Origin of the sequence: Pseudomonas sp. KCJK9000 (assembly GCF_046230725.1) — a bacterium.
Classification (GTDB): domain Bacteria; phylum Pseudomonadota; class Gammaproteobacteria; order Pseudomonadales; family Pseudomonadaceae; genus Aquipseudomonas; species Aquipseudomonas promysalinigenes.
In genome coordinates, this window is the sequence record NZ_JBJJLN010000012.1 from 34,097 (window position 1) to 59,647 (window position 25,551).

The 25,551-nt window shown below is 61.5% G+C and carries 23 protein-coding genes and 1 riboswitch; of the genes, 7 read left to right on the forward strand and 16 right to left on the reverse strand.

The window, feature by feature from the left end; genetic code table 11:
• The first annotated feature begins 16 nt into the window (after window positions 1–16).
• Window positions 17–2,104, forward strand: coding sequence for a phosphate acetyltransferase (gene pta, locus ACK59H_RS07975; protein ID WP_409264387.1), 2,088 nt, complete (start codon window positions 17–19; stop codon window positions 2,102–2,104).
• A gap of 100 nt (window positions 2,105–2,204) precedes the next feature.
• Here the strand turns inward: pta and ACK59H_RS07980 are convergent, their stop codons facing one another.
• The 8 genes from ACK59H_RS07980 to ACK59H_RS08015 all read right to left on the reverse strand — a co-directional run bounded on the left by ACK59H_RS07980 (window position 2,205) and on the right by ACK59H_RS08015 (window position 14,446).
• Window positions 2,205–2,930, reverse strand: a complete 726-nt coding sequence (locus ACK59H_RS07980) for an OmpA family protein (protein ID WP_060477575.1) — start codon at window positions 2,928–2,930, stop codon at window positions 2,205–2,207.
• Between the two features lie 106 nt (window positions 2,931–3,036).
• Window positions 3,037–3,681: an MBL fold metallo-hydrolase gene (locus ACK59H_RS07985; RefSeq protein WP_409264388.1), complete on the reverse strand. Its 645-nt coding sequence runs from the start codon at window positions 3,679–3,681 to the stop codon at window positions 3,037–3,039.
• An 80-nt stretch (window positions 3,682–3,761) separates the two neighbouring features.
• Window positions 3,762–4,454: a sensor histidine kinase KdpD gene (locus ACK59H_RS07990; protein WP_060477573.1), complete on the reverse strand. Its 693-nt coding sequence runs from the start codon at window positions 4,452–4,454 to the stop codon at window positions 3,762–3,764.
• Window positions 4,451–6,058 carry a tetratricopeptide repeat-containing response regulator gene (locus ACK59H_RS07995; protein WP_261744120.1) on the reverse strand — a complete coding sequence of 536 codons (1,608 nt, stop codon included), beginning with the start codon at window positions 6,056–6,058 and terminating at the stop codon, window positions 4,451–4,453. The genes ACK59H_RS07990 and ACK59H_RS07995 overlap by 4 nt, the downstream gene beginning before the upstream one ends.
• 165 nt (window positions 6,059–6,223) lie before the next feature.
• A complete protein-coding gene (locus ACK59H_RS08000; RefSeq protein ID WP_409264389.1) occupies window positions 6,224–8,941 on the reverse strand; it encodes a LuxR C-terminal-related transcriptional regulator in 2,718 nt (905 codons plus the stop codon).
• A gap of 248 nt (window positions 8,942–9,189) precedes the next feature.
• Window positions 9,190–10,554, reverse strand: coding sequence for a DUF1329 domain-containing protein (locus tag ACK59H_RS08005; RefSeq protein WP_409264390.1), 1,365 nt, complete (start codon window positions 10,552–10,554; stop codon window positions 9,190–9,192).
• Window positions 10,555–10,579: 25 nt separating this feature from the next.
• Window positions 10,580–12,466, reverse strand: coding sequence for a DUF1302 domain-containing protein (locus ACK59H_RS08010; RefSeq protein ID WP_060477569.1), 1,887 nt, complete (start codon window positions 12,464–12,466; stop codon window positions 10,580–10,582).
• A gap of 297 nt (window positions 12,467–12,763) precedes the next feature.
• The gene (locus tag ACK59H_RS08015) at window positions 12,764–14,446 is read right to left on the reverse strand and encodes a fatty acid--CoA ligase (RefSeq protein WP_409264391.1); all 1,683 of its coding nucleotides are present in this window, start codon (window positions 14,444–14,446) and stop codon (window positions 12,764–12,766) included.
• Window positions 14,447–14,607: 161 nt separating this feature from the next.
• Between ACK59H_RS08015 and ACK59H_RS08020 the strand changes: the two genes are divergently transcribed.
• The 3 genes from ACK59H_RS08020 to ACK59H_RS08030 all read left to right on the forward strand — a co-directional run bounded on the left by ACK59H_RS08020 (window position 14,608) and on the right by ACK59H_RS08030 (window position 17,458).
• On the forward strand, window positions 14,608–15,573 hold the full coding sequence (locus ACK59H_RS08020) for a 2-hydroxyacid dehydrogenase (protein WP_060477566.1): 966 nt from the start codon (window positions 14,608–14,610) through the stop codon (window positions 15,571–15,573).
• A 52-nt stretch (window positions 15,574–15,625) separates the two neighbouring features.
• Entirely contained in the window at window positions 15,626–16,624 is a 999-nt protein-coding gene (locus ACK59H_RS08025; protein ID WP_060477565.1) for a class I SAM-dependent methyltransferase, read from the forward strand.
• A gap of 40 nt (window positions 16,625–16,664) precedes the next feature.
• A riboswitch (yybP-ykoY riboswitch) is annotated at window positions 16,665–16,785 on the forward strand.
• Window positions 16,786–16,876: 91 nt separating this feature from the next.
• A complete protein-coding gene (locus tag ACK59H_RS08030) occupies window positions 16,877–17,458 on the forward strand; it encodes a TMEM165/GDT1 family protein (RefSeq protein WP_186478318.1) in 582 nt (193 codons plus the stop codon).
• 61 nt (window positions 17,459–17,519) lie between these two features.
• On the opposite strand, the gene ACK59H_RS08035 is transcribed toward ACK59H_RS08030, so the two are convergent.
• From ACK59H_RS08035 to ACK59H_RS08050, 4 genes are all read right to left on the reverse strand, one after another.
• On the reverse strand, window positions 17,520–18,335 hold the full coding sequence (locus tag ACK59H_RS08035; protein ID WP_060477563.1) for a M48 family metallopeptidase: 816 nt from the start codon (window positions 18,333–18,335) through the stop codon (window positions 17,520–17,522).
• A gap of 80 nt (window positions 18,336–18,415) precedes the next feature.
• Entirely contained in the window at window positions 18,416–19,036 is a 621-nt protein-coding gene (locus tag ACK59H_RS08040; protein ID WP_060477562.1) for an SOS response-associated peptidase, read from the reverse strand.
• Between the two features lie 15 nt (window positions 19,037–19,051).
• A complete protein-coding gene (locus ACK59H_RS08045) occupies window positions 19,052–19,312 on the reverse strand; it encodes a DUF2007 domain-containing protein (RefSeq protein ID WP_060477561.1) in 261 nt (86 codons plus the stop codon).
• Window positions 19,312–19,494 (reverse strand): CPXCG motif-containing cysteine-rich protein, encoded by a 183-nt coding sequence (locus ACK59H_RS08050; RefSeq protein WP_027918329.1) that lies wholly within the window; start codon window positions 19,492–19,494, stop codon window positions 19,312–19,314. The genes ACK59H_RS08045 and ACK59H_RS08050 overlap by 1 nt, the downstream gene beginning before the upstream one ends.
• Window positions 19,495–19,620: 126 nt before the next feature.
• Here ACK59H_RS08050 and ACK59H_RS08055 point away from each other — a divergent pair, with 126 nt between their 5' ends.
• Window positions 19,621–20,787 (forward strand): 1-acyl-sn-glycerol-3-phosphate acyltransferase, encoded by a 1,167-nt coding sequence (locus ACK59H_RS08055; RefSeq protein ID WP_196375124.1) that lies wholly within the window; start codon window positions 19,621–19,623, stop codon window positions 20,785–20,787.
• Between the two features lie 33 nt (window positions 20,788–20,820).
• On the opposite strand, the gene ACK59H_RS08060 is transcribed toward ACK59H_RS08055, so the two are convergent.
• Window positions 20,821–21,081, reverse strand: coding sequence for a hypothetical protein (locus ACK59H_RS08060; RefSeq protein ID WP_060477559.1), 261 nt, complete (start codon window positions 21,079–21,081; stop codon window positions 20,821–20,823).
• 468 nt (window positions 21,082–21,549) lie between these two features.
• A complete protein-coding gene (locus ACK59H_RS08065) occupies window positions 21,550–22,134 on the reverse strand; it encodes a YajG family lipoprotein (RefSeq protein ID WP_060477558.1) in 585 nt (194 codons plus the stop codon).
• A 145-nt stretch (window positions 22,135–22,279) separates the two neighbouring features.
• Between ACK59H_RS08065 and ACK59H_RS08070 the strand changes: the two genes are divergently transcribed.
• A complete protein-coding gene (locus ACK59H_RS08070) occupies window positions 22,280–22,513 on the forward strand; it encodes a hypothetical protein (protein WP_060477557.1) in 234 nt (77 codons plus the stop codon).
• A gap of 604 nt (window positions 22,514–23,117) precedes the next feature.
• Window positions 23,118–24,623, forward strand: a complete 1,506-nt coding sequence (gene mqo / locus ACK59H_RS08075) for a malate dehydrogenase (quinone) (protein WP_060477556.1) — start codon at window positions 23,118–23,120, stop codon at window positions 24,621–24,623.
• 53 nt (window positions 24,624–24,676) lie between these two features.
• On the opposite strand, the gene ACK59H_RS08080 is transcribed toward mqo, so the two are convergent.
• The gene (locus ACK59H_RS08080; protein ID WP_060477555.1) at window positions 24,677–24,967 is read right to left on the reverse strand and encodes a PA4642 family protein; all 291 of its coding nucleotides are present in this window, start codon (window positions 24,965–24,967) and stop codon (window positions 24,677–24,679) included.
• A gap of 66 nt (window positions 24,968–25,033) precedes the next feature.
• Entirely contained in the window at window positions 25,034–25,504 is a 471-nt protein-coding gene (locus ACK59H_RS08085; RefSeq protein WP_060477554.1) for a hypothetical protein, read from the reverse strand.
• Between the last annotated feature and the right edge of the window lie 47 nt (window positions 25,505–25,551).

The following is a 25,551-nucleotide window of genomic DNA, read 5'->3' on the forward strand; positions in this document are numbered from 1 at the left end:
ATTTCGAGAAGCACGCATGCAGACATTTTTCATTGCGCCGACCGACTTTGGGGTCGGCCTGACCTCCATCAGCCTGGGCCTGGTCCGCACCCTTGAGCGTGCTGGGCTCAAAGTTGGTTTTTTCAAGCCGATCGCTCAGCCTCACCCTGGCGATACTGGCCCGGAACGTTCCACCGAACTGGTGGCTCGCACCCACGGCATCAAGCCGCCGGTGCCATTGAGCCTGGCCCATGTCGAGCGCATGCTCGGCGATGGCCAGCTGGACGAGCTACTCGAAGAGATCATCCGCCTTTACCAGCAAGCCTGCGTCGGCAATGACGTGGTGGTGGTCGAAGGGATGGTCCCGACCCGCCATGCCAGCTATGCCGCTCGGGTCAACCTGCACCTGGCCAAGAGCCTGGACGCCGAGGTGATTCTGGTTTCCGCCCCGGAAAACGAAGTGCTCAGCGAGCTGTCCGGGCGGGTGGAATTGCAGGCCCAGCTGTTCGGTGGGCCGCGTGACCCCAAAGTGCTGGGGGTGATCCTCAACAAGGTACGCACCGACGAAAGCATGGCCGACTTTGCTACGCGCCTTCGCGAGCACTCACCGCTGCTACGCGGCAACGACTTCCGGCTATTGGGCTGCATCCCCTACCAGAGCGAGCTGAACGCCCCGCGTACCCGCGACGTAGCCGAGCTGCTGGGTGCCCAGGTGCTCAATGCCGGCGACTACGAACAGCGGCGGATGAACAAAATCATCATCTGTGCCCGCACCGTAGCCAATACCGTGCCGCTGCTGACCCCGGGCACCTTGGTGGTAACCCCCGGCGATCGCGACGACATCATCCTTGCCGTGAGCCTTGCCGCCATCAACGGTGTGCCGTTGGCCGGCCTGCTGCTGACCAGCGACAGCAAGCCCGATGCACGCATCCTTGGCCTGTGCCAAGGTGCCTTGCAGGCGGGCCTGCCGATCCTGTCGGTGAGCACCGGCTCGTACGACACCGCCAACCTGCTCAACTCGCTGAACCGTGAAATCCCGGTAGATGACCGTGACCGGGCCGAATTCATCACCGACTTCGTCGCCAGCCACCTTGACGCCGCCTGGCTGCACCAGCGCTGCGGCACGCCAAGGGAGCTGCGCCTATCGCCAGCAGTATTTCGCTATCAGTTGATCCAGCGTGCGCAACAGGCCAATAAGCGCATCGTCTTGCCCGAAGGCGCAGAACCGCTGCTGGTTCAGGCGGCAGCCATCTGCCAGGCGCGCGGCATCGCCCGTTGCGTACTGCTGGCCAAGCCCGAGGCGGTCGAAGCCGTGGCTCGTGCGCAAGGCATTACCTTGCCGCCGGACCTGGAAATACTCGACCCCGAGCTGATTCGCGGGCGCTATGTGGAACCGATGGTGAGCCTGCGCAAGAGCAAGAACCTCAACGCACCGATGGCTGAGCAACAGCTGGAAGACCCGGTGGTGATCGGCACCATGATGCTGGCCCTGGACGAGGTCGATGGCCTGGTCTCGGGCTTGGTGCACTCAACTGCCAACACCATTCGCCCGGCCCTGCAATTGATCAAGACCGCCCCCGGCACCAGCCTGGTGTCGTCGGTGTTCTTCATGCTGTTTCCCGAGCAGGTGTTGGTATACGGCGATTGCGTGATGAACCCCCACCCCAGCGCTAGCGAGCTGGCGGAAATTGCCCGGCAGAGCGCCGAGTCAGCGCAGGCATTCGGCATCGCGCCACGGGTAGCGATGATCAGCTATTCGAGCGATTCGGCCAGTGACGAGGAAGTCGAAAAAGTGCGCGAAGCCACGCGCCTGGCGCAGGCCGCAGAACCAGGGCTGACGATTGACGGGCCGCTGCAGTACGACGCTGCTGCCAACCCGCAGGTCGCTCGTCAACTGGCTCCGCAGAGCCAGGTAGCGGGCCGTGCGACGGTGTTCGTATTCCCTGACCTCAATACCGGCAATACCACTCACAAGGCGGTGCAGCGCAGCACCGATGGGGTCAGCTTGGGGCCGATGCTACAAGGGCTGCGCAAACCGGTGAATGACCTGCCACGTGGTGCGCAGGTGGATGACATCGTGCACACCATCGCGCTTACTGCCATACAGGCCAGCGTCAGCCGCTGAAACGAAAACGGCCTGCAGCCAGTCAGTGAAGCCTATCGGGCTGCGTTGCAGCCCAATAGGCGCGCTTGAGAACTTGACTACTGCGCCCCCATGAGGCGTTTCAAGGGTACTGCTGAACCTGGCCCTGCTGCTGGTCGTATTGCTGACCTGGGATCGGCTTCAGGTTGACCTCGACACGGCGGTTCTGGGCGCGGCCATTGGCGTCGGCATTGCTGGCGATCGGCTGGTCGGGGCCCATGCCGCGTACGGTCACGCGCGAAGCATCAACGCCCTGAGAAGTCAGGTAGGTACTGACGGCCTGCGCACGACGCTGGGACAGATCCATGTTGTGCTGGCGGCTGCCGGTGCTGTCAGTAAAGCCGACCACTTCGATGGTGTTCTGGTTGAACGACTTGAACGAATTCGCCAAGTTGTTCAGTGGGCTGTAGAAGCTTGGGGAAATGTTCGCCGAATCAGTGGCGAAGGTGATGTTGCCCGGCATGATCAGCTTGATCTGATCGCCCTGGCGCTGCACTTCGACGCCCGTATTGGCCATTTTCGCGCGCAGCTCGGCCTCCTGCTTGTCGGCGTAGTAGCCGTAACCGGCGGCGGCGGCACCGACTGCTGCAGCGCCGATCAGGGCGCCTTTGCCACGGTGGTTGTGGTCGATGGCGGCACCGGCAACGGCCCCAGCCAGCGCACCAAGGCCGCCATATTTGGCAGTCTTGCTCATTCCCGCCGACCCGCCTTGAGCCTGGCCTTGATTGTCATAAGGGTTCTGCCCGGCGCAGCCGGTCATCAAGGCTGCAGCGGTTGCGACGATAATCAGGCGACGCATGGTGAACATGGGCAAGCTCCTACAAAAAATTCGTATGTGCGGCAGATCAGAGTTGGATCTATGCCAGCCTTGGATTGCCGGAACAAGCAAAAATTCCATGAAAGGCTTTTCATGCTCAGGCGCGAACGAACGGGTTCTCGCGCATCTCGTCGCCAAGGCGGGTATCCGGGCCGTGGCCAGTCACCACAGTGGCCTCTTCATCCAGACGGTAGAGTCGCTCCTTGATCGACCGCACAATCGCTCGCTGGTCACCACCCCACAAATCGGTACGGCCGATACCCCGGCGGAACAAGGTATCGCCGGCGATCAGCAACTGGGCATCGGCGAACCAGAAACTCATCGAACCCGGGGTGTGCCCCGGGGTATGCAAGGCCACGCCACAACCACAGGCAAGCTCTTCGCCGTCCTCGATCCAGCGGTCTGGCGATGGCACCGGGGTGTAGGGCACACCGAACATCTGGCATTGCATCTGAAGGTTGTCCCACAGCGGCTGGTCCTGCTTGTGCAGGTGCAAGGTGGCGCCGGTCAGTTCCTTGAGCTTGCCCGAAGCCAGGAAATGGTCGAAATGCGCATGGGTATGGATGATGCTGACCAGCGTCAGGCCATGGGCTTGCAAGCGTGCGAGAATCTTGTCCGGATCACCGCCCGGGTCGACCACGATGGCCTTCTTGGTAAGCGGATCACCGATCAATGTGCAATTGCACTGCAAAGGGCCTACGGGGAAGGTTTCGCGAACAAGTGTAGTGGGGGCTGTGTTCATAGGGGCTCCTGACGGCTGCCGGAATGTTAGCGCGGGCAGGGCAGGCTGTCTTGGTATGCGGCGCCTGACAGCGCCTGGCGTCAAGGCAGATACAACCTGAACAACCCGCCCCCAAGCGTCCCTCCGTTGGCAATCTCGATCCGCCCGCGCACACCGCTACGCTCATGCAATGCGGCAATGCGCGCCGCAAAATACAGCCCCAGCCCCGTACTGCCGCTTTGCGAGTCGATGCCTTGCACGTAATCCTGCTGGCGCTCGATCATCTTGGCCGGGTAGCCTGGGCCGTCGTCGTTGACGCTGATGACCAGGTGATCGTCCTGCTCGCCGATGCTGATCAACAGCGCATGCCCTGCATAGCGGGTGGCATTGGTGATGACGTTGGCAATCACCGAAGCGACCAGTTCGCGGTCGAAGAAGCCCAGTGGGTTATCGGTTTCGACCCGCCAGGTCGCGAGGATATCGTTGTGCTGCAGCACTTGCTGATGGGCCGCCAGTTGCGCTTCGATGAAGTCTTCTAGTTCGTGGTAGTCAGGGCACACCGGCAGCTGATTGACCCCTAGCTTGTACAACCCCAGTAACTGCACCAGCATGCCGTTGAGGTGGCGGAATTCATGCTCGATCACCCCCTGCTCGGTGCCGCTGCGCCACGCTTCAGGCAGCCGCGCCAGCCATTGGTCATGGGACTGAATCAGCGCTGATAGCGAGTTTTTCAGGTCGTGTACGGTGGAGGCGATCACCGTGGAAAAATCCAGCCCCTGGTTATCCTGGCTCATGCGCCGAAGACCTTGATGTGCAGTTTGCGGTAGCGGTCATAGCGGCTGTCGGTGCTCGGGATGCCGGCCACCCGGGTCAGGCAGTCGCGGCATTCCTGCATGATCGCCGGCGGTGTCACCTCGCCCCCGATGCGCAGCAGAGCCTGGGCCGTATTGAGCGCGATGCTGATGTTCTTCGGTTGCAGCGACAGGGCCTTGCGGAACATCTGCAAGGCTTCGTTGAGCTGCCCCGCCTGGTAACTGCGCACCCCTTGGCGATTGAGGTCGACCGCTTCGGTGACGGCGCCCAGCACGGTCGGGTCATCCGTCAGCTTGGCGACGTTCTGCATGACCTTCGGGTCATCACCGTAGGTTTCCACGCAGCCTTTGAGGATGCTGCCCCCAGCGGCCTCCTGGCCAAGCGCTTTAAGTTGTTTGGCCACCGTCAGGGCGGCCTCGACGGAGAAGAACTGGTCCATCTTATCCAGCCGCTGCATGGCTTGCTCGGTGAGTTTGGCGGCCGTCTCAGGGTCGCCTGCCTGCTGCAGGCTGGCCGCTTTCATCAAGCGGGCACGCACCTGCAGGCCCTGGTCTTCGACATTGTCCTTGGCCACTTCGCTGAGCACGGTGTTGATCTCCACCCGAGCCCGGGCATCCAGCCCGAAGCCTGCGTTTTTGCTCATCAGCGCCTGAACGAGCCCAAGATTGCTCTCTGCATCCTTGTAGCGTGAGCTCTGCCCCTGATTGACGGCGTGCCGGAAGGCCTTGGAGGCGCTTTCGAAATCTTCGTTGTCCAACGCCAACTTGCCAAGCGCAGCCTGCCGCCGCACTGCCAGGGGTGACAAGCGCACTGCTTCTTCGAGCATGGTCTGGGCACGCTTGGTATCACCTTGAGCGACCAGCGCCTCTGCCATGCCATCGTACAACCCAGGCATGATTGGGAAGGCTTTGAGCGCCTGTTCGTAAACCCCTTGGGCCTGGGCATGCTGCCCGCGCTTTTGCATCAGGCTGCCCAGTGCCGAATACACCCAAGGCTGAGGGCGGCTGCCAAGGATGGTCTTGAGAAACTTCTCCAACTCATCGAAGCGGTTGAGGTCGCGCAGCGCATCGGCGCGGTAGCGCAAGCACAATGGCGCAAAACGCGGGTCTTTCTTGCACAGCTCGGCACAAGCGGCCAGCACTTCGGCCGGGCGACCACGGTCCAGGGCCTGCAGGATGGGCTTGAGCAGGGTCTTGCGCTGGGTCAGCTTTTCCAGGCGCTGGGCCAGGCCTACGCGGTTGAACGGTTTGGTCAGGTAGGCATCGGGCTCATGCTCCAGGGCGCTGAGCACGATGGCCTGGCTGCTCTCTGCGGTGACCATGATGAAAACGCATTCATGGCTGATCAATTTGTCCAGGATCAAGTCTTCCAGAACCTGCTGACCATTTTTCTTGCCGTCGCCAAGGTGGAAGTCTTGAAGAACGTAGTCGTAGCGCTTCTGCCCGCACATGCGCAGGGCCTGCTCACCACTGTCTGCGGTATCCACATCGCGAACGCCCAGTTCACGCAACATGGAACGGGTCGACGTGCGGAAGTCGGTGTAGTCGTCGACGATCAGAAAGCTTTTTTGCCCGTACTGCAGCATCAACACGACCTGTATTGAGTGGATGGGTGAATGGCGCGGGGCGATGCATACCGCCGAAACCTGTATCGGCAAGCGGGCCGGAAAGATGAGGGCGAGAAATATCGCGCACCAACAAATAATGGCTTTACGCCACTATTTTATAGAGCCGCATCGCTTCAGGCTACTTCAGGCCAGCAAACCCAATGCCTTAGCCCTTGCCACTGCCTGGGTGCGACGTTCCACTCCAAGCTTGCTATTGATATGACTGGCATGGGTCTTGACCGTGTGCAGTGAGATGAACAGCCGTTCGCTGATCTGCTGGTTCGAACAACCTTGCGCAATCAGTTCGAGCACCGCCAGTTCACGGCCACTCAAGGCTTGGGCAGCAACACTTGCGGCGGGTGTAGGCTCCGGCAGACGATTCAGCAGCTCAGCCTGAGCCTGGCAAGCCGGCTGCGCCAGCAGTTGTTCACGCAGCCACACCGGGTGCTGCTCGATCAGGCGCTGGAACGGTTGCATCACGCCCCCTCGGGCTGCGCTCAACGCCATGGGAAGCAATTGCGCCGCCTGTGCTTCAGCCCCCTGGCTCAACAGCAGGTCGACCCACTGTGACAGCGCGTGCAAGCTGAGCATCATGCTGCCGCTGGCCTGCCCGCGCTCGGCCAGGCTACGCAGGCGCGCCACTGCGTCTTCCCGGCGCTGCTGAACACGCTCAAGCAGTGCCTGCTGCAACTGGATGTGCAAAGGCAGCAAGGGGTGAAACTCCGGCGCCGCCGCAGGGTGTTCGCCACCATAGGTCTGGCCCAGACGCAGCAACCAGGACTCGGCCAGGTCGATGCGACCCTGAGCGAGCCATAGCTCGCACTTCACCAGGGTAATCATCGCCAGGTAGAAGATCGCCGGCACATCCCAGATGTGCATCAGCCGCTCCGCCTCGGCCAATTCGGCGAACGCCTCGGCATACTGCCCCTCACGCCCCTCGAGCGAGGCGATCACGCAATGGCCGATAAGCACGCTGATATCGCGGCAGGCACGCGCCTCGCCAAGCCCTGCGCGCAAGCGCGCGCGACCTTGGGTGGGCTGCAGCCGCGCCACCAGCAGGTAACCCTCGTAAAGGGTCAAGCGCGCCCGCACGGCGTAAAGCCGCTGTGCAGGCAGCCCTTGCAGACGTTGCAGCCCCTGGCGCACTTCATCAAGCGCCCGCAGCACTTCACCGCGGGCATGCAGCACGCGGGCACGGTCGTAATGCGCCAGTGCCTCGAACAATGGGTTACCGACCCGCTGTGCCAGTTCAAGCGCTTCGCGGTTCCAGCCACGCGCACGCCAGAAGTCGCCATCGGCAATGGCTAGGTTGGACAATGTCGAGAGGCACACCAGGCGTTGCCCATAGCGCTTACTCGGCAGGCTCTGCAACGCCTCGCCGCAATACGCCAAGGTACGCTCACGGTCACCCCGGCCCCGCGCGATGACTCCGCTCAAGGCCAGCCACTGCGCCAGCATCGACTTTTGCGCGGTAGCCGACGGCGCCGGCAGGAAGCGGCTGAGGTAACTGGCCAACTCCTCGGCCGCATCCAGCTGGCACGCCAGGCCGAGCGCCCAGCTGTACAGCACGATCAAGCGCGGCGTACTGATCAGAAGGCTGTCGGGCAGGTCCATCTTCCAGCGCAGCAGCATGCCCACGTTCTGCTCAGCCAGCAGTTGCTCCTCGGAGAGGTTCTGCACCAGATTGGCGGCAACATCGAGGTGGCCGGCGCGCAAGGCTTGCTCCACGGCCTCGTCGAGCAAGCCTTGGCCCTGGAACCAGCGGCAGGCACGCAGGTGCAGGCGTGCCTGTGGCTCATTTGCCTGGCGGCTGCGCAGCAGGTCGGAGAACAGATGATGATAGCGGTACCAGAGGCCATGCTCGTCCAGTGGCACCAGAAACACTTGATGTGCCTGCAGATACCCCAGGATCGCCGCGCTGTCTGCGCGCTCGCGCAGCGCGTCGCACAGCGCTGCACAGAAGCGTTCCTGGCAGGCGGTGTCAAACAGAAAAGCCTGTACATCCCCAGGCAGCATTTCGATGACTTCTTCGAGCAGGTAGTCGCGGATCAAACCCTCACCACCGTGCAAGGCCTGGGGCATGAGCTGTTCGTCACCGGCCTCGCTGGCTGCCAATTGCCAGAAGCGCAGCCCCGCAACCCAGCCATCGCTGCGCTGAATCAGGTTATCGACCGCCTGGCCACCCAGGCCCATGGGATGGTGACCAATCACCGCCAGCGCTTCCTCTGCGGTCAGGCGTAGGTCCTGCTCGCCGAGTTCGGTCAATTGCCGAGACAAGCGTAGCCGCGCCAAGTGCCAGTCCGGGCGCTGACGGCTGGTCACCAGCAGTACGAGGCCTGCCGGCAAATGATTGAGGAAAAATTGCAGGCAGCGGTCCAGTACCGGCCCTTGGGCCAGGTGATAGTCGTCCAGTACCAGAAGCAACGGTGTATCGGCCTGTAGGTACAGCGCCAGTTCATCCAGCAGGCTGTCCAGCCACTCTTCGAAGGCAAAGGGCTGGTGACGCTGACGCATCTTCAGCAACCCCATGGCTTGCCCGCCCAGTGCCGGACAATACTGCTGCAGGCCTTCGAGCAGGCGTTCGAGGAAGCGGCCAGGGTCAGCATCCCGTTGGCTCAGGCCGAGCCAGAGACTGCGCCAGTGGCTGGGCAGTGACTCGCAGAATTCGATGGCCAGAGAGCTTTTGCCAAAACCAGCGGGAGCATTGACCAGCAGTAGCCGACCGCTTAGGCCGCCCTGCAGGCGCTGGCACAGGCGCGCACGCGGCACATGGCCGTCCGGCTGCGGTGGCCGGAAGAAGCGCCCGTCCAGCAGGCCCAGAGCCTGGCTGGCGAATCCATGCGTACGGGACAGATCGGTCATGGCCGGCTCGTTCTATTGGAAAGACTTCGGCGGTACGTGTGCTTGCGAGACTAGCTGGTAATGCAACGCGTTTGAAGATGATGGGCACCATTGGCCAGGTAAAGACTGCGACAAAACGCAACATGGGCGCTGCTCAGGGCCTAGCGGCGGGGCTTTGGCGGGGTATTCATCGGCTTTATGGCAGCACAACAGAAACGCCCCGGCAAGCCGGGGCGTTCTGGGAGGTCACAGTGTTTCGGATCGTCAGCTCAACGGATACCCGACTGACGCAGGGCTGCGGGCTGGAAATCGGCCTTGCTGGCACTGAAGCCGAAGTCATAGGCACGCTTTTCTTCGTTCTTCATGCCCAGAGCCAGGTAACGGCCCGATTGCAGATCGTAGATGGCTTCGAGGGTGTACCACGGTACCTGCACGTTGTAGTACGGCTGGGCATGGGCCTCCGACACCCGCCACAACTGACCGCGGCCGTCGTACTGGTCGATAACCGCTGCTTGCCAGGTATCCTCGTCGATGTAGAAGTCACGCTTGGCATAAATGTGCCGCTGGCCAGGCTTGAGGGTCGCGACCACGTGCCATACACGGCGTAGTTCGTAACGGGCCAGATCCTGGTTGATGTGCCCGGGCTTGAGGATGTCGGCGTACTTGAGCTTGGGGTCATCCAGCTTGAAGGCGTTGGAGGCGATGTACATCTCCTTCTTGCCCTCCAGCTTCCAGTCGTAGCGGTCAGGTGCGCCGTTGTACATGTCCAGGTTGTCGGAGGTGCGCAGGCCATCGGCCGCGGTGCCCGGGCCGTCGTAGGAGACCTGCGGGGCCTGACGTACGCGGCGCTGGCCGGCGTTGTAGATCCAGGCCTTGCGGGGCTCCTTGACCTGGTCGAGGGTCTCGTGCACCAGCAGCACAGTACCGGCCAGGCGTGCCGGGGCAGTCACTTCCTGCTTGAAGTAGAACAGAATGTTGCCTGGGTTGTTGGGGTCGTAGTCCTTCATCTTGTCGCGGAAGACGAACTGGTCGGCGAAGTACACCAGGCTGTACGAGCCATTCTGCTGCGGGGTGGCCTGGGTCACCAGGCGGCTGACGCTACCGCCACGGTAGCGGGTGATATGGTTCCAGATAACTTCCAGGCCGCTTTTCGGGATCGGGAAGGGTACGGCAGTCTGGAAGTTGTTCAGACCGTTACCGCCTTCGACCAGCGTGGTGGTGGTGGCGTTCTTCTTGATGGCGGCGAACACATCGTCAGGCACCGTGGAACCGCGATGGGTCTTGAACACCGGGATCTTGTAGGTGTCCGGATAACGCTTGAGCATCGCCAACTGGCCCGGCGAGAGCTGATCCTTGTACTGCTCAGCGTTTTGCGCGGTGATGGTGAACAGCGGTTTTTCAGTGCCATAGGGGTCAGACAGGAAACCTTTGCTGTCCACAGTGCCTGCGCTCTTGGACAGGGGCTCCCATGGCCCGATCGAGCCGTTGGCGTTGCCGGCTTTTTCGGCGCCCATTGGGGTAAGGGTACTGCCCAGCTTTGCTGCTTCGTCGGCCGATACCGCAGCCATGACGCTGGTCGCCAGCAGGGACAGGCCCAGCACACCGGCTTGCAACAGACTTCTGGTCTTGTTCATCTCGTGTCGTCCTGGATCAGTATGCTTAGAAGTTCACGCCGAAGCTGAGCGCGACGAAGTCGCGGTCATCCACAGTGCTGTACTTGCCGTCGAAGAAATTGGTGTACGACAGGCTGGCGGTGTACGTGTTCTGGTATTCGGCGTCCAGGCCAAGGCTGATGGCCTTGCGCCCTTCCTCGAAGTTGCCGCCAGGGCCCGGGGAATACCCGGACACGTCGTGGGACCACGCTACGTTCGGTTTCAGGTTGACCCCTGCAAACACGTCGTTGTAGTCCCAGATTACGCGGGCGCGATAACCCCAGGAGGTGCTGGTGGTATAGCCGTCGTTCTCGCACTTGCGGTTGAGGTTGGTGGTCGAGGCGCCGGCGCCGGCGCCAGCGATGGTGCTGGTATTGAGTGCCTGGCATGTATTAGCGCCACCGGTAGCCGGCAATGGACCAGGGCCGAAGACCGGGTCGCGGCCGTAGCGTGTGTCGTGGGCGTTTTCCAGGCCCCCTACGTGGGTCACACCCACTTCACCCACCACGGTCATACGGCTTGCGCCCATCACCTGGTCGAAGAAGTGCGTCAGGGTAGTCTGGAACTGCGTGATTTCCTTGCGACGATAGCCGTGCAGGTCTTGCCCTGGAGTGCCGGTGAGCAACGAAGCGTTGCTCAGTGCGCCACCGATGGGGCGTACCCCTGCAAACAGAATGTCGGTGGTGTTCAGCTGTACCGGTGCGTTCGGCCTGTAACTGATTTCGCCACTCCAGGCAGTACCCGTGGGCAGCGTGGTGGAGAAGCTCAAACCGTACAGGCGTATATCTTCGGGGTACTCGACGAAGTATTTGGAATTGCCTGCAACGATCAGTGGTGCCAACGCACGCAGTTGCGCCGGCAACTGACTCAAGCCAGCAAAGACCGACGGCGAAGCGCCCGTTGCGCTGAAAATCGGTGCGCGACTGTGATAGTTCATGAAGTAGGCGCCGAACTCGGTATCGAGCGGCTCGAACATGTAACGCATGGCCACGCCGAATTGGCCGCTGTCGCGCGCATCGCGGTCGGCGCCACGGGCCACCATCACACCTTCCTGATTGATGTTGACGCCGCGGGTTGCCAGAAACTGCTGCGCCGCAGCCGGTACCGTGCGGCTGCTGTTGAGCACACGCAGGTTATCGGTGCAACCGTCGGCGATGATGTCCGGCTGGGAGAAGAAGGTGCCGCAGTTGTCGACGACGGTCTGGTCCCACTCCAATTGATAGAAGGCCTCGGCCGACAGGTTGTCGGTCAGGCTCTGTGAGATGTAGAACATGTTGACCGGGATCAGGCCTTCCTTGATCTCGGCGCCAGGGCGACGGAATGCAGCCACGTCGATGGGGTTGATCGAGTTGATGCCACCGCCGATGAAGGTGCTTTCACCCCAACTCACTACCTGCTTGCCGAAGCGTACCGAACCCGGCTGATCAGCGATCGAGTAGTTGTGGTAAACGAAGGCATCGAGCAACTGGGCACCGGAGGACTTGGCGCCTTCCTTACGGCCCGCATCACTGATGTCCTTGAACTCGCGGCCTTCGTCCTTGAGTTCGAAGTCGTACCAGTACTTGCCGCGCACGAACACGCCAGTATCGCCGTATTTGAGCTCAAGGTCGTGGATGCCTTTGAAGATCTTCGAGAAGGTCTCGCCTTTCTTGAAGTTCAGGTGGCCATCGTCGGAGGTCTGCGACAGGCCCTTGCCGCCGTTGTTGACCCCGATCAGGTTCTTGTTGGGGTTGGCGGTGGACCAGCTGGCGCCAACGGAGAGCGACGAGTCGAACTGACCTTCGATTTCACCGATGTTGAAACTGACAGCGAAAGCAGGACTTGCGAGCGTTGAAGCAAGGCTGACGGCCAAAGGCAGCTTGGCCCGGCGCCAGAACGGATATGCAGATTTCATCGACGCTACTCCATGTACTTTATTGTTATGGCAGTGAGTCCCTTCAGAAACGGCCCGTGCGACCGGTGTGCGGGCTTGCCCCCGTGACGAGGTGCCTTGCGCACGCCGCCCCCCATTTCTGAAAATTCCCTGGCCCCGACTATAGCCAGCAGGCACCCGTGCTTGATCCCTCTAAAGTGTGATTTGCGCAGGTTGCCCATTGGCCACGCTCAAGCATGGCCGATTTTTCCCGTTTGGCAAGGCTACAGCCCGTCTAGCATGCGGGTCGCGTTATGGCGCGCACGACCCGCCTGTTGCTCACACCGTAGACAGAAAGGCGCTGTTACTGGCCTGCCACTGGACGATGTCTTGGCGGATACGCTTTTTGTCCAGCTTACCGACACTGGTCTTGGGAATTTCAGTAACAACGGCGATCTGGCTTGGAATCGCCCACTTGTTGATATGCCCTTGCTCGACAAAAGGTTTGAGATGCTCCTTGAGCGCCTTGGCATCGATGGCCTGGCCCTCGCGCACCACCAAGAGGGCGAACGGACGCTCCCCCCACTGCGGGTCGGCCACCCCGACCACCGCCACTTCCTGCACCGCCGGGTGACGGCTGATCAGGTCTTCCAGATCGAGCGAGGAGATCCACTCGCCACCCGTCTTGATCACGTCCTTGATACGGTCGCGGATGTCGATATAGCCCATGCTGTCGAGGGTGGCGACGTCGCCGGTGTGCAGCCAGCCGCCCTGCCACAGTTCCTCGCTCTTTTCCGGCTCTTTGAAATAACCCAAGGTCAACCAAGGTGCACGCAGCACCAGCTCGCCTTGCGTTTCGCCATCGGCTGGGAGGAAGTTGCCTTCGCAATCGACTATCGCCGCCTCCACCAAGGGCACCGGGACACCCGCCTTGATGCGGTAGGTCACCCGCTCATCATCGCTGCCGGCCTGCAGCTCGTCGTTCAGGTGCGCGGCTGAAATCAGCGGGCAGGTTTCCGACATGCCATAAGCCGCCGTCAGTTGAATACCCCGGGCCAGCGCTGCCTCGTAAAGTGCCCGGTTGAGTGCGCTGCCGCCGATGATGATCTTCCAGCCACCAAAATGCTCGCCCTGAGCGGACGGGCAGTTGAGCAGCATCTGCAAAATGGTCGGCACACAGTGCGAGAAGGTGACCTTCTCTTCGCGCCATAGCTTGACCAGCATTTGCGGCTCGTAACGGCCGGGGTAGACCTGCTTCATGCCCAGCATGGTGGCGGCATAGGGGATGCCCCATGCGTGCACGTGGAACATCGGTGTAATGGGCATGTACACGTCGTCACTGCCAAGCAGGCGCACACTGTCGATGCTGCCGGTCACTGCTGCTTCGGCCAGGGTATGCAGCACCAGCTGACGGTGGGTGAAGTACACACCTTTGGGGTTGCCGGTGGTACCGGTGGTGTAGAAGGTGGTCGCGACCGAGTTTTCGTCGAAATCAGGGAAGTCGTAGTGCGCGCTGGCGGCGGCGAGCAGTTGCTCGTATTCACCGACCATATTCGGCAAGTCGGCGGTGGTGCCTGGGGCATCGGTGAGCAGCACGGTCTTGTCGACCGTCGTCAGTTGCCCGGCGATAGCCTGATAAAGGCCCACGAAGTCACTGTTGACCAGCACGAAGCGGTCTTCGGCGTGGTTCATGGTGTAGAGGATCTGCTCGGGCGACAGGCGCACGTTGATGGTGTGCACCACCGCGCCGATCATGGGGATGGCGAACATGCACTCCAGGTATCGGTGGCTGTCCCAATCCATTACTGCCACGGTGTCACCCGCCTTTACCCCTGCCTCGGTCAGTACGTTGGCAAGGCGGGCGATACGCTCATTGAGCTGCAGGTATGTCAGGCGCAGTTGGTCGCGGTAGACGATTTCGCGAGTCTTTTCATAACGGCTGCCGGACATGAGCAGGCGCTTGATCAACAGCGGGTAGTCATAGGCGCCCTCGGCGGGCTTGATGATGCGGGTCTGCAACATGGTAATCCCTTTTCTGGAAAGCAGGCCGAACAACTCTGGCGTTACTGTAGTGGCTGAGTGTGACGGTCAAATCAGCCGAAGGAATGATTTGGCTGCGCCGGGTATGAGTGGCATTGTGCGGATTGATGGATAAACTCGCCCTGTCACCGGAGCCCTCATTGATGTCAAGCTTGCGCCGCGCCGTGTTTCTCGACCACCAATCCCTGGACCTTGGCGACCTTGATTTGTCGCCCCTGCGTGATCAGTTCGACGAATTCCAGCTGCATGCCACCACTGCACCGGAGCAGGTCGCCGAACGCTTGCAGGGCGCGGTTGCCGTGGTCAGTAACAAGGTGATGCTCGATGCTGCCACGCTGGCCGCCAACCCCCAGCTCAAGCTGATTCTGGTGGCAGCCACCGGCACCAACAATGTTGACCTGGCAGCAGCCCGCAGCCACGGCGTTACAGTGTGCAACTGCCAAGGGTATGGCACACCTTCGGTGGCCCAGCACACCCTGGCTTTGCTACTGGCCCTGGCCACACGCCTTTGCGACTACAACCAGGCCGTTGCCGATGGTCAGTGGGCAAAGGCCAGCCAGTTCTGCCTGCTGGACTACCCCATCGTCGAACTGCACGGCAAGACCCTCGGCGTGCTCGGCCACGGTGAACTCGGTGGCGCGGTGGCACGCTTGGCCGAAGCCTTCGGCATGCGCGTACTGAGTGGCCAGATCCCTGGCCGCCCAGCCCGCGAAGACCGCCTGGCACTGGATGAATTACTGCCACAGGTCGATGCGCTGACCCTGCACTGCCCACTCAACGAACACACCCGCCACATGATCGGCGCTCGGGAACTGGGGTTGCTGAAAAAAGGCGCGTTGGTGGTCAACACTGCCCGTGGCGGCCTGATCGACGAACACGCCCTGGCGGACGCCTTGCGCAGCGGCCACCTGGGCGGCGCCGCCACCGATGTGCTGAGCGTCGAGCCGCCCGTCAACGGCAACCCACTGTTGGAGAAGGGTATCCCGCGCCTGCTGATCACCCCGCACAGCGCCTGGGGCGCGGTGGAGTCACGTCAGCGCATCGTCGGCCAGCTCGGTGAAAACGCCAAAGCGTTCTTCGAAGGCCAGCCACGCCGCGTGGTGAGCTGAGGCCAGCGCCAGGCTCTGCTACACTGCGCCACTTTTTCAGGAGGCGTCGTCCATGGACCCGCGCAGTGAAGTGTTGCTCCGCCAGGCAGAGCTGTTCCAGGGCCCGTTGTTGCTCGCTGGCGCCCCCGCCGATGGTTTGCTCGGGCAACTGCCAAACGCACAGGCCTGGACCTGGCACGCTGGCGATCAGGCCATGCTTGACAGCCGCTTCAGCGAGCGCAGCCACTACGGCGTCGAGGTACCTGCGGTGGCCTTCGAGGCGGCGGTGCTGTTCCTGCCAAAGTCCCGCGAACTGGCCGCCTACCTGCTCAACGCACTGGCCTCGCGCCTGGCAGGCCGTGAACTGTACCTGGTGGGGGAAAAACGTGGCGGCATCGAGGGCGCAGCCAAGCAGCTGCAGGCGTTCGGCAAACCGCGCAAGCTCGACAGCGCTCGGCATTGCCAACTCTGGCAGGTGACCGTGGATAACGCCCCTGAGGCCACACCGCTGCAAAGCCTGGCCGAACATTTTTCGCTGGATCTCGAGGACGGCCCACTGCAGGTAGTGAGCCTGCCAGGCGTGTTCAGCCATGGCCGCCTGGACCGCGGCACTGCCCTACTGCTCAAGCACCTCGATGGCCTGCCGGTCGGCCATGTGCTCGACTTCGGCTGTGGCGCGGGGGTGCTGGGCGCCACCGTCAAACGTCGCTATCCACAAAGCCGCGTCACCCTGTTGGACGTCGATGCTTTCGCGGTGGCTGCCAGCCGCCTGACGCTGGCAGCCAACGGCCTTGACGGTGAAGTCATCAGCGGCGATGGCATCGACGCAGCGCCCGCCGACCTATGCCTGATCTTGAGCAACCCGCCCTTTCATACCGGGGTCCACACAAACTATCAGGCCTCGGAGAACTTGCTGAAAAAGTCCGGCCAACATCTGCGAAAAGGCGGCGAAATGCGCCTGGTTGCCAATAGTTTCCTGCGCTACCAGCCACTGATCGAAGGCGCGCTCGGCAACTGCCAGACCTGCGCCGAGGCCGACGGCTTTCGAATCTATCGCGCCACACGCGGTTAAAAAACAGGGCTTGCCGAAAGCGTTTGGGCTAGGCAGAATCCGCACCGTCCTAGGGGAGTAGTCTCCCGCGAGCGCCCTGCTCGCCCGGTACGCGTCAACATACTTGGCCCACAGGCCATGGCGCGTGCGACCCAGCGGCCTGCACAGACAGGCCAGGGGTTTGACAAGACCTATGACACGCACACCTTACCCGGGGCGGGGAGGCTGTACGTGTCATAGCCGTGTCGACCCGCCCCCGTAGGAAGCCTGATGCTGGAATCTCTGTTGGTCCCCACCGCTATCGTTGCCTTGGCCGAAATCGGCGACAAAACGCAATTGCTCGCGCTCATTCTTGCCGCGCGCTTTCGCAAACCCTGGCCAATCATTGCCGGTATCATTGCCGCTACGCTGGCCAACCATGCTGCCGCCGGTGCAGTAGGGGCCTGGGTAGGCAGCTTCTTCAGCGAGTCGGTGTTGCACTGGGTGCTTGCCGCGAGTTTCACCGCAACCGCGCTGTGGACCCTGGTGCCAGACAAGATGGATGACGACGAGAACCCGGCACGCCGCTTCGGCCCCTTCCTGACCACCCTGATCGCCTTCTTCCTGGCGGAAATCGGCGACAAGACCCAGGTCGCCACAGTGATGCTGGCGGCCCAGTATCCGCACCTGATCATGGTGATCATCGGCACTACCCTGGGCATGCTGATTGCCAACGTGCCAGTTGTGCTGGCAGGTAACTTTGCCGCCGAGAAGCTGCCACTGACCCTGATCCGTCGCCTGGCTGCTGCTGCATTCTTCGTACTGGCGATCGTGGCGGTTTATTCGGCCATGAAGACCAGTGGTTGGGTGGGATAAAACCAAAGTGGGGCGCTATGCGCCCCGGTTCGCGAACGACTGCTTAACAGCCGCCGATGGCTTACTTTTTCGCAGCTTCGTACAGCGGCATCACCTTCGGGATCGCCGCCTGCAACGAGGCAATCCGACTATTGGATGATGGGTGAGTACTCATGAACTCCGGCGGCGCGCCTTCCGATGCCTTGCTCATCTTGTTCCACAAAGTGATCGCGGCATTGGGGTCATAACCGGCACGCGCCGACAGCTCCAAGCCAATCAGGTCGGCTTCGTTTTCGTTGGCGCGGCTGTTGGGCAGGGTCATGGAATAATTCACCACGGCGTCGGCCAGTGCCATGCTGTCCTGGCCAAGGCCAAGCAAGGCACCTGCGCCTTGGCGCGCCATCTGCACCCCGTACGCCTTGGACATCGCCTCGCGGCTATGCTCACGCAGGGCGTGGGCGATTTCGTGGCCGACCACCGCGGCAATTTCGGCGTCAGTCAGCTTGAGCTGGTCGATCAGCCCGGTGTACACGATGATCTTGCCACCGGGCCCGCAGTTGGCGTTGAGCTCATCGCTCTTGATGACGTTGACTTCCCAGTTCCACTGGGCGGAATCGGGGCGGAACTGCGGCGCCTGGGCGATCAGCCGGCTGGCGATGGCCTGCACGCGTTTGGCGTCACTACTGGTCTTGTCCAGCACGCCTTTGCTCGAAGCCTCGCCGAGCGTTTGCTGGTAAGACTGCGCGTACATCTGGTTGACCTCATCGGTCGACAGCATGCTGAACATGTACTGCTGACGCTGGACACCAACAGCCCCGCCGCTGGTGGTGTTAACCGCCTGGCAGCCGCCGATGAGGATGCCAGCACTGAGCAGGCTGACGATAAAAGACTTACGCATCGAGACACTCCCTTTTTTGCATGCGCCGTATCCTAGGCTGAGTCGCCAGCACCCTGCCATAGCCGCATGGAAGTTTTTAGCTAAGCGGGCGTCAAACACTCCGGCGCGTCCAGTTTCGGGTCGTTGACGAAGTTCGCCAGCGCCCGTTCGCGCAGGGTTGCCGGCGGGCTGGCGAGCAACTCCTGCAGGCGCGGCAACGGGGTATCCGGATCCAGCCAGGCAGCGCGCCCAGCCTCGTCGAGGATCAATGGCCGACGCTGATTCATTGCGGCCTGGGTCACCACTGCACAACTCAACCAGACCTGGTCCTGCACCGGATAGGCCTCCCAAACAGCGGCAAAATACAGCGATGCCCCCTCCCCTGGCGTCAACCAATAAGGACGCTTGCGCACCGTGCCGCGCCATTCGTAAAAACCATTGGCAGGCATCAGGCAGCGGCGCTGGCGAAACGCTTCGCGGAACATCGGTTGCTCAACCAGGGTTTCGGCACGAGCATGGGCGGGGGTACGGGACAGGTCGGTGAGCCAGGCTGGGGTCAGCCCCCAGCGTGCCGGGGCCAACTGCTGCTGGCCGTCGAGCTGGCGCTGGATGAGCACCGTGGCACCTGGCGAAATATTCCATTGGGCTGGCTGGCCAGCAGGGAAACCCGGCAGGCTGGCCAGCGCCTGGGGCCAGCGAAACAGGGCGTAACGTCCACACATGGGCGATTTCAGAACCTAGCAGATCAAGGTACCGGGAACAGTCTCCGGCTCGTCACCGGCAAGCGGCTCGGCACCATTGTACGCATCGATCAGTTGCCGTGCGTATTCGGCTTGTTCATCGGGCACGGCAAGGCCGAGCAACCCTTGCAGCGGCAACTCACCGGCGCCCCCCAACAGGTGACGACCGGCCAGGTGCACATCGATGCCTTCGCTGGCCAGCATGCCTAGCAGCATTTCGGCTTCCAGCAGGTTTTCCGGTTCATAGATCCGTCGCATCAGTCGTTCTCGCCGTAAACATCCAGCATCCACTCGTCGCCGTGAACCTGCAGCACAAAGCGAATAGGCTTGCAGCAGACCTGGCAGTCTTCGATGTATTCCTGGTCCCCGCCTGACAGGTCAACGGTCGTTTCGACTTCTTCGCCACAGTATGGGCAATCGTAGAATGCTTGTTCGAGCATCGAGGCCTCCGGGGTGACTTGTGCGTATAATTGCCGGTCTATTTACAGGGCTTGCGTGTGCCCGAGCCGTTTTTCGGGCCCCACCCCTTACCTTATTACCCTAGCCGTTTCCAACAAGAGAGCATGATGGGCGAATTCGATGCCATCCGACCATACGACGATGCTGAGGTCCCTGCCGTTCTGGCGCGCCTGCTCAGCGACCCGGCATTCCTCGATATCCTCACCCACTTCCGCTTCCCGCGCGCAGCCGGCGCCTTCGGCTGGCTGCTCAAGCCGCTGATCGCGCGGCGCCTGCGCAAGGAATTCGCAGGCGTTACCTGCGTGTCGACACTGCAGGACAAGGTCGAGTACTACGTCGACCACACCATCGAACGTGCCACCGACGGTGTGACCTACTCCGGCGTCGAACAGCTCAAGGCAGGTACGGCCTATCTGTTTCTGGCAAACCACCGCGACATCGTCATGGACCCGGCCTTCGTCAACTACGCCGTGTACCACGCAGGCCTGCCGACGCCGCGCATCGCCATTGGTGACAACCTGCTGCAAAAGCCGTTCGTCAGCGACATGATGCGGTTGAACAAGAGCTTCATCGTCCATCGCTCGATCAGCGGGCGGCGCGAGAAACTCGCGGCGTACCAGCTGCTTTCGGCCTATATCAACCACTCGATCTGCAAGGATCGCACGTCCATCTGGATCGCCCAGGCCGAAGGCCGCGCCAAGGACGGTGACGACCGCACCGATTCGGCGATCCTTAAGATGTTCCACATGAGCCGCAAGGATGAGCCGTTCGGCGCGGTGATCCAAAGCCTGAACCTGACGCCGGTGTCGATCAGTTACGAGTACGACCCTTGTGATCAGGCCAAGGCGCGCGAGCTGTACATCCGCGCAACTACCGGCACTTATCAGAAAGCGCCCGGTGAGGACGACAACAGCATCGCCAAGGGCATCACCGGCTACAAGGGCCGGGTCCACATCCACTTCGCCTCGCCAGTGACCGACTACTACGAGGACACCAAGCAACTGGCCCAGGAAACCGACCGGCAGATATTGGGCGGCTACCGCCTGTTCCCGGTGCATTACCTGGCTTATGCGATGTGGAGCGAGAAGGACGAGGCGCTTGATGTGCCAAGCGCCGAGAACATGTTCCCGGACCAAGAGCTGGCCAAGGCCAAGGAAGAATGGCAACGCCGCCTGGATGCCTGCCCTGAAGAGCAAAGGCCCTTCCTGATATTGCAATACGCTACGCCAGTACGTAACCAGTATCAGGTCAAGCAACAAACGCCGGTTGCCTGAACGGTCAGGGCCGCGGGGCGGCCCTCGACGGGTTCAGATCCAGGTGCTTAACCAGGACAACAGCAAGGCCATGGCCAGGCAGGAAAAGCCGAGGATGTAGTAATAGCGCGGTATGCGTTGGCCAAGGCTGTCCACCACCCCCTCATCTACCGCCAGGCGCTGGCGGGTGATCACCGCATGGCGCCGCGCGCTTTGCAGCAGCAACCCGCCAGGGCAGGTCAGCAGCAACGCCAGCAAATTGATCAGCTTGGTCGGATGGGCGGTCATGACCCCCCAAAGCACTTGCAAAGACATCACACAACCTCGGTCATAGCAACGGCGAAGCCCGCCATTCTACCGAAGTCGACGCTACGCGCCGCGCCTTGGCGACAAAGTGTCACCAGGTTTCATCTGTGCATGTTCGCTCTGTGAAGGGCAGGCAAGTCAACGGTCAGGCCAGGTAGTTCAATCTGAGTCTTTTAGCGCCTGTGAGATCGAGCGCCGCCCGCGCGGCGCATCGCGAGCTTTGCTCGCTCCTACGCTTGTTTCGGGCCAGTAACGCCTGTGGCAGACGCGCGCGACCGCCTTGTTGGTACGACGCGAGTCCGCGCACAAATCCCACAGGCATAATTGGCCCGAAACAAACGTAGGAGCGAGCGCAGCTCGCGATGCGCCGCGCGGGCGGCGCTCGGTCTGCGCTCCAACGAAGAGCTCACGCCGAGCCTCTAGGTTCAAGTAAACAGCACTAAGCCGGGCGGCGGGTTTTGTAACGCAAAAGCTGACTTATTCGCCCAGTACCTGCCCGATGGTCGGGTCCTTGAACAGACGCGTCAGCGCATCGCTCAACACATCACCCACCAACTGGGTGTTGGTGTCCTGATTCGGCGCCATACCGAAGCGCTGGTCCAGAGAGGCACCGTAGCGGCCACTGTAGCGGCGGTTGGCATTCTGGACATCGGCACGGAAGGTTGCACCGATGGTGGCCTCGGTCACGTACAGGTTGTCCTTGGGCGATTGGTATTTCAGCTCTGCCAACGTCACGGTCAGTTGCGGTGCGTTATAGGCGCTCGCAGTTGGGGTGAACCCTAACAGGCGCACGGCCGCTTCGGCCTGGGCCTGCAGTTTGGGTACGACATCGTTGCCACTGACGCTGATCGTGCTGGTTTCAGGGTACATGCCACCACGGGTGCCCAGCGACTGCGAAGCCCGGCCATCGACCACCTTGACCACCACTGGCTGGCCGTGGCCGACCGGTGCAAGCTGAGCCTTGAGCGTGGGTTGCGGGCTGAGTTGTTGCGGGCTGTGGGCACAACCGACCAGGCTGAGGCTGGCCACGGCAATCAAACCGAACAACAGACGTTGCAACATGCGCGTTTCTCCAGAAAATACGGCAAAGGCCCACAGTATACCCAGCCTGACACAGGCCAGTCATCGGTCGGGCAGGCTTGTCACAATCGTTTCATGGCTGCGCCTTTATCCTTGCGCCAACGCCTAACGCACAGGACATACCGCCATGACTTCGCTCTGGACCCTGCTCTTGCAACGCCCACAGCTCAACTGCTATGCGCGCCTGGACACCGACGGCATATGCCTGGCTTTGAAGCAATCCAGCCAGGTACCCGGCGGCTACGGCTGGGTGCAGATCACTGAAATCCGGCTGGCCTGGCTAGGCCGCGAACTGCCCGCCGAAGCCCGCGTTTGCATGCCTGCAAGCCATCGCTGGCATCAGCGCATCCTCGCAGCCTGACAAACGCTGCAATAAAAACCACGATTAACGACCTTTCTGCCCGCGACATCGTTATAATCTCCCCCCGATTATAAGGACGTCTCCTGATCGGGCCCCGCATCCGCCGTCTGACCCCGGCACCGAAACCCGCTTCGCCCACAGAGAGCCTTCCACTCAGGTCTTGCATCGGCTGTGGTGCCAGCATTCGTGGCCCTAAGCACTGCATGAACCTGTGGGTTGCCAACGCGCAGTCCCTTTTTGAGGTTCACGTCTTCAAAAGAGCGTGAAAAAACGGTTTTCACAACTTCACGAGAGTGTGGCGAGCAAATGAACAGTCTGGCATGTGCAAAAGCGGCAGATGTGTCCCTAACAGCCCTGAACAGACGACAAAAGCGCTCATCGCGTATGAGTGTTTGAGGTCGTTCCATAACGCACGCACGACACCTTGACCATAAGTCGAATTGCCGCAGCCCTGGCAAACGGCGTTCAATAGTCGAACCCGAAGACTGGTTGGCGGTGTCCGCGGAAGTTGCAAGAACTGCGAAGAGTCGGACATGGCGATCCTGGCAACCCCAGTGATCCTATGCTGTCAATTAGGTAGCTGTAGATTGTGGAGACGCGTTAAATGGCGCAGAACGAATCGGTTGATGTGGTACTGGTAGGCGCGGGCATCATGAGTGCCACCCTGGCCGTACTGCTCAAGGAGCTTGACCCGACCCTGAAGCTTGAGGTCGTCGAGGCGATGGACTCCGGAGCCGCGGAAAGCTCCAACCCTTGGAACAACGCAGGCACCGGCCACGCTGGCCTGTGCGAGCTGAACTACACGCCCCAGGCCGCCGATGGCAGTATCGACATCAAGAAGGCCGTGCACATCAACGCGCAGTTCGAGGTTTCGCGCCAGTTCTGGGCGTACCTGAGCAAGAAGGGCAACTTCGGCTCTGCACGTGCGTTCGTCAATCCGGTCCCGCACCTGAGTTACGTCGAAGGTGACAAGGGCGTGTCTTTCCTCAAGAAGCGTTACGAGTTGCTCAAGCAACACCACGCCTTCGCCGAGATGCAATACACCGAAGACAAGGCGGTGATGAACGAGTGGATGCCGCTGATGATGCCTGGCCGCCCGGCCGACCAGCACATCGCCGCTACGCGCGTGGCCAAAGGCACCGATGTCAACTTCGGTGCATTGACCAACAAACTGCTCAAGGTACTGGGCGACAGCCCCGACGCGCAGGTCAAGTACAGCAAGAAAGTGGTCGGTCTGCGCCGCAACGGCAGTGGTTGGACCGTGAGCATCAAAGACGTCAACAGCGGCGGTGCCCGCGAAGTCGATGCGCGCTTTGTCTTCCTCGGTGCTGGTGGCGCCGCCCTGCCACTGCTGCAGTTGTCGGGCATCCCGGAAAGCAAAGGTTTCGGCGGTTTCCCGGTCAGCGGCCAGTGGCTGCGCTGCGATAACCCCGAAATCGTCAAGCAGCACCAGGCCAAGGTGTACAGCCAGGCCGCGGTCGGCGCGCCGCCGATGTCGGTACCTCACCTGGACACCCGTGTAGTGGACGGCAAGACGTCGCTGCTGTTCGGGCCGTACGCAGGCTTCACCACCAAATTCCTCAAGCATGGTTCGTTCATGGACCTGCCGCTGTCGGTGCGCCTGGGCAACATCGGCCCGATGCTGGCTGTGGCCCGTGACAACATGGACTTGACCAAGTACCTGGTCAGTGAAGTGATGCAGTCGATGGAGCAGCGCCTGGAATCCCTGCGCCGGTTCTATCCACAGGCGAAAGCGGAAGACTGGCGTCTGGAAGTGGCTGGTCAGCGCGTGCAGATCATCAAGAAGGACCCGAAAAAAGGCGGCATTCTGCAGTTCGGCACCGAGCTGGTTTCCGCACAGGATGGCAGCCTGGCTGCACTGCTGGGCGCATCACCCGGCGCTTCGGTGACCGTATCGATCATGCTGGAGCTGATTGAGCGCTGCTTCCCCGAGCAGGCCAAGGGCCCATGGGCCGCCAAGCTCAAGGAAATTTTCCCGGCGCGGGAAAAGGAACTGGCTACCGATGCAGCGTTATACCGCAAGATCAGCGCCGACAACGATGCGGCATTGGAGCTGGTGGAACAAAGCCCGGCCAAGCATTACGCCTAAGCCGGCTTGAAACGAAAAAACGCCCCTTGGGGCGTTTTTTTGTGCCAGTCGTATCAACCGCGAGCTTTGGCAATGATCTCGAGGTACTCCGGCGCATTGCGTTGGTCAGCGATCACCTCGGCGAAGGTCTTGCCGTGCTCGTCCTTGCCGTCCAGATCAAATCCGGCTTCTACGAAGAAGCCGACGAAGCGCTCGAAGTCGTCGACACGCAGGCCTCGGTAACCCTTGATCAACTTGTGGTGCGAAGGCGAGGTCACGCCATCGGCTGGTTCAAATTGTAGGAACGACTTGACGTAGTCGTCGCTGATCTCGTCACCAATCACCTGCTTCTTGTCTTTGCGCATTGCCGGCTCCAACTGACCATCACGAATTTCGAAGGCCGGCAGTGTACCCCCCTCAGGCTGCGAGCCTCAACGCGAACGTACGGTACCGGTGTGCAGGTCGGCCCAGATGTGGCCGTTGGCGTAGGTCAGGAACTGCACGTAAACCGTCTCGTTACGCAGCAGGTCCATGACCACTCGATAATCGCTGGCAGGGTAGTTCAGGCTCAATGTGCGGGTCTTGTCGTCGTACACCGGTTTCTTCAGGCTTTTACCGGCCTCGCCATCGAAGGTCAGCAGTACCTGGCTGATGGTCGCGCCCTTGCTCAGTGGCTTGCCCTTCAGGCGCATCTGCAGCGACGCGGTGATTGGGATAGGCTGCTGGTCGGACGTGCGCTGGGCCCCCACCACCACTGAGTAGTCGGTCACTTGCAACAGCTGTTGACCGGTTGGCGCTTCCTGGCGCAAGGCCTGGTCATCGGGCGGGAGGAACTGGCTATGCAGCGGTGCGGCTGCCAGAGGCAGGCTCACCGCCAGTAACAGAGGAAGGAATGCACGCATGTGAGGCTCCTTGGCATGGAGAAGCACTCTAGCATGCAGACAATGGC

Bases quoted from the DNA above. Each gene is read 5' to 3' on its own strand.
- pta (WP_409264387.1), top strand. From the start codon at position 17: ATGCAGACATTTTTCATTGCGCCGACCGACTTTGGGGTCGGCCTGACC.
- ACK59H_RS07980 (WP_060477575.1), bottom strand. From the start codon at position 2,930: ATGTTCACCATGCGTCGCCTGATTATCGTCGCAACCGCTGCAGCCTTG.
- ACK59H_RS07985 (WP_409264388.1), bottom strand. From the start codon at position 3,681: ATGAACACAGCCCCCACTACACTTGTTCGCGAAACCTTCCCCGTAGGC.
- ACK59H_RS07990 (WP_060477573.1), bottom strand. From the start codon at position 4,454: ATGAGCCAGGATAACCAGGGGCTGGATTTTTCCACGGTGATCGCCTCC.
- ACK59H_RS07995 (WP_261744120.1), bottom strand. From the start codon at position 6,058: ATGCTGCAGTACGGGCAAAAAAGCTTTCTGATCGTCGACGACTACACC.
- ACK59H_RS08000 (WP_409264389.1), bottom strand. From the start codon at position 8,941: ATGACCGATCTGTCCCGTACGCATGGATTCGCCAGCCAGGCTCTGGGC.
- ACK59H_RS08005 (WP_409264390.1), bottom strand. From the start codon at position 10,554: ATGAACAAGACCAGAAGTCTGTTGCAAGCCGGTGTGCTGGGCCTGTCC.
- ACK59H_RS08010 (WP_060477569.1), bottom strand. From the start codon at position 12,466: ATGAAATCTGCATATCCGTTCTGGCGCCGGGCCAAGCTGCCTTTGGCC.
- ACK59H_RS08015 (WP_409264391.1), bottom strand. From the start codon at position 14,446: ATGTTGCAGACCCGCATCATCAAGCCCGCCGAGGGCGCCTATGACTAC.
- ACK59H_RS08020 (WP_060477566.1), top strand. From the start codon at position 14,608: ATGTCAAGCTTGCGCCGCGCCGTGTTTCTCGACCACCAATCCCTGGAC.
- ACK59H_RS08025 (WP_060477565.1), top strand. From the start codon at position 15,626: ATGGACCCGCGCAGTGAAGTGTTGCTCCGCCAGGCAGAGCTGTTCCAG.
- ACK59H_RS08035 (WP_060477563.1), bottom strand. From the start codon at position 18,335: ATGCGTAAGTCTTTTATCGTCAGCCTGCTCAGTGCTGGCATCCTCATC.
- ACK59H_RS08040 (WP_060477562.1), bottom strand. From the start codon at position 19,036: ATGTGTGGACGTTACGCCCTGTTTCGCTGGCCCCAGGCGCTGGCCAGC.
- ACK59H_RS08045 (WP_060477561.1), bottom strand. From the start codon at position 19,312: ATGCGACGGATCTATGAACCGGAAAACCTGCTGGAAGCCGAAATGCTG.
- ACK59H_RS08050 (WP_027918329.1), bottom strand. From the start codon at position 19,494: ATGCTCGAACAAGCATTCTACGATTGCCCATACTGTGGCGAAGAAGTC.
- ACK59H_RS08055 (WP_196375124.1), top strand. From the start codon at position 19,621: ATGGGCGAATTCGATGCCATCCGACCATACGACGATGCTGAGGTCCCT.
- ACK59H_RS08060 (WP_060477559.1), bottom strand. From the start codon at position 21,081: ATGTCTTTGCAAGTGCTTTGGGGGGTCATGACCGCCCATCCGACCAAG.
- ACK59H_RS08065 (WP_060477558.1), bottom strand. From the start codon at position 22,134: ATGTTGCAACGTCTGTTGTTCGGTTTGATTGCCGTGGCCAGCCTCAGC.
- ACK59H_RS08070 (WP_060477557.1), top strand. From the start codon at position 22,280: ATGACTTCGCTCTGGACCCTGCTCTTGCAACGCCCACAGCTCAACTGC.
- mqo (WP_060477556.1), top strand. From the start codon at position 23,118: ATGGCGCAGAACGAATCGGTTGATGTGGTACTGGTAGGCGCGGGCATC.
- ACK59H_RS08080 (WP_060477555.1), bottom strand. From the start codon at position 24,967: ATGCGCAAAGACAAGAAGCAGGTGATTGGTGACGAGATCAGCGACGAC.
- ACK59H_RS08085 (WP_060477554.1), bottom strand. From the start codon at position 25,504: ATGCGTGCATTCCTTCCTCTGTTACTGGCGGTGAGCCTGCCTCTGGCA.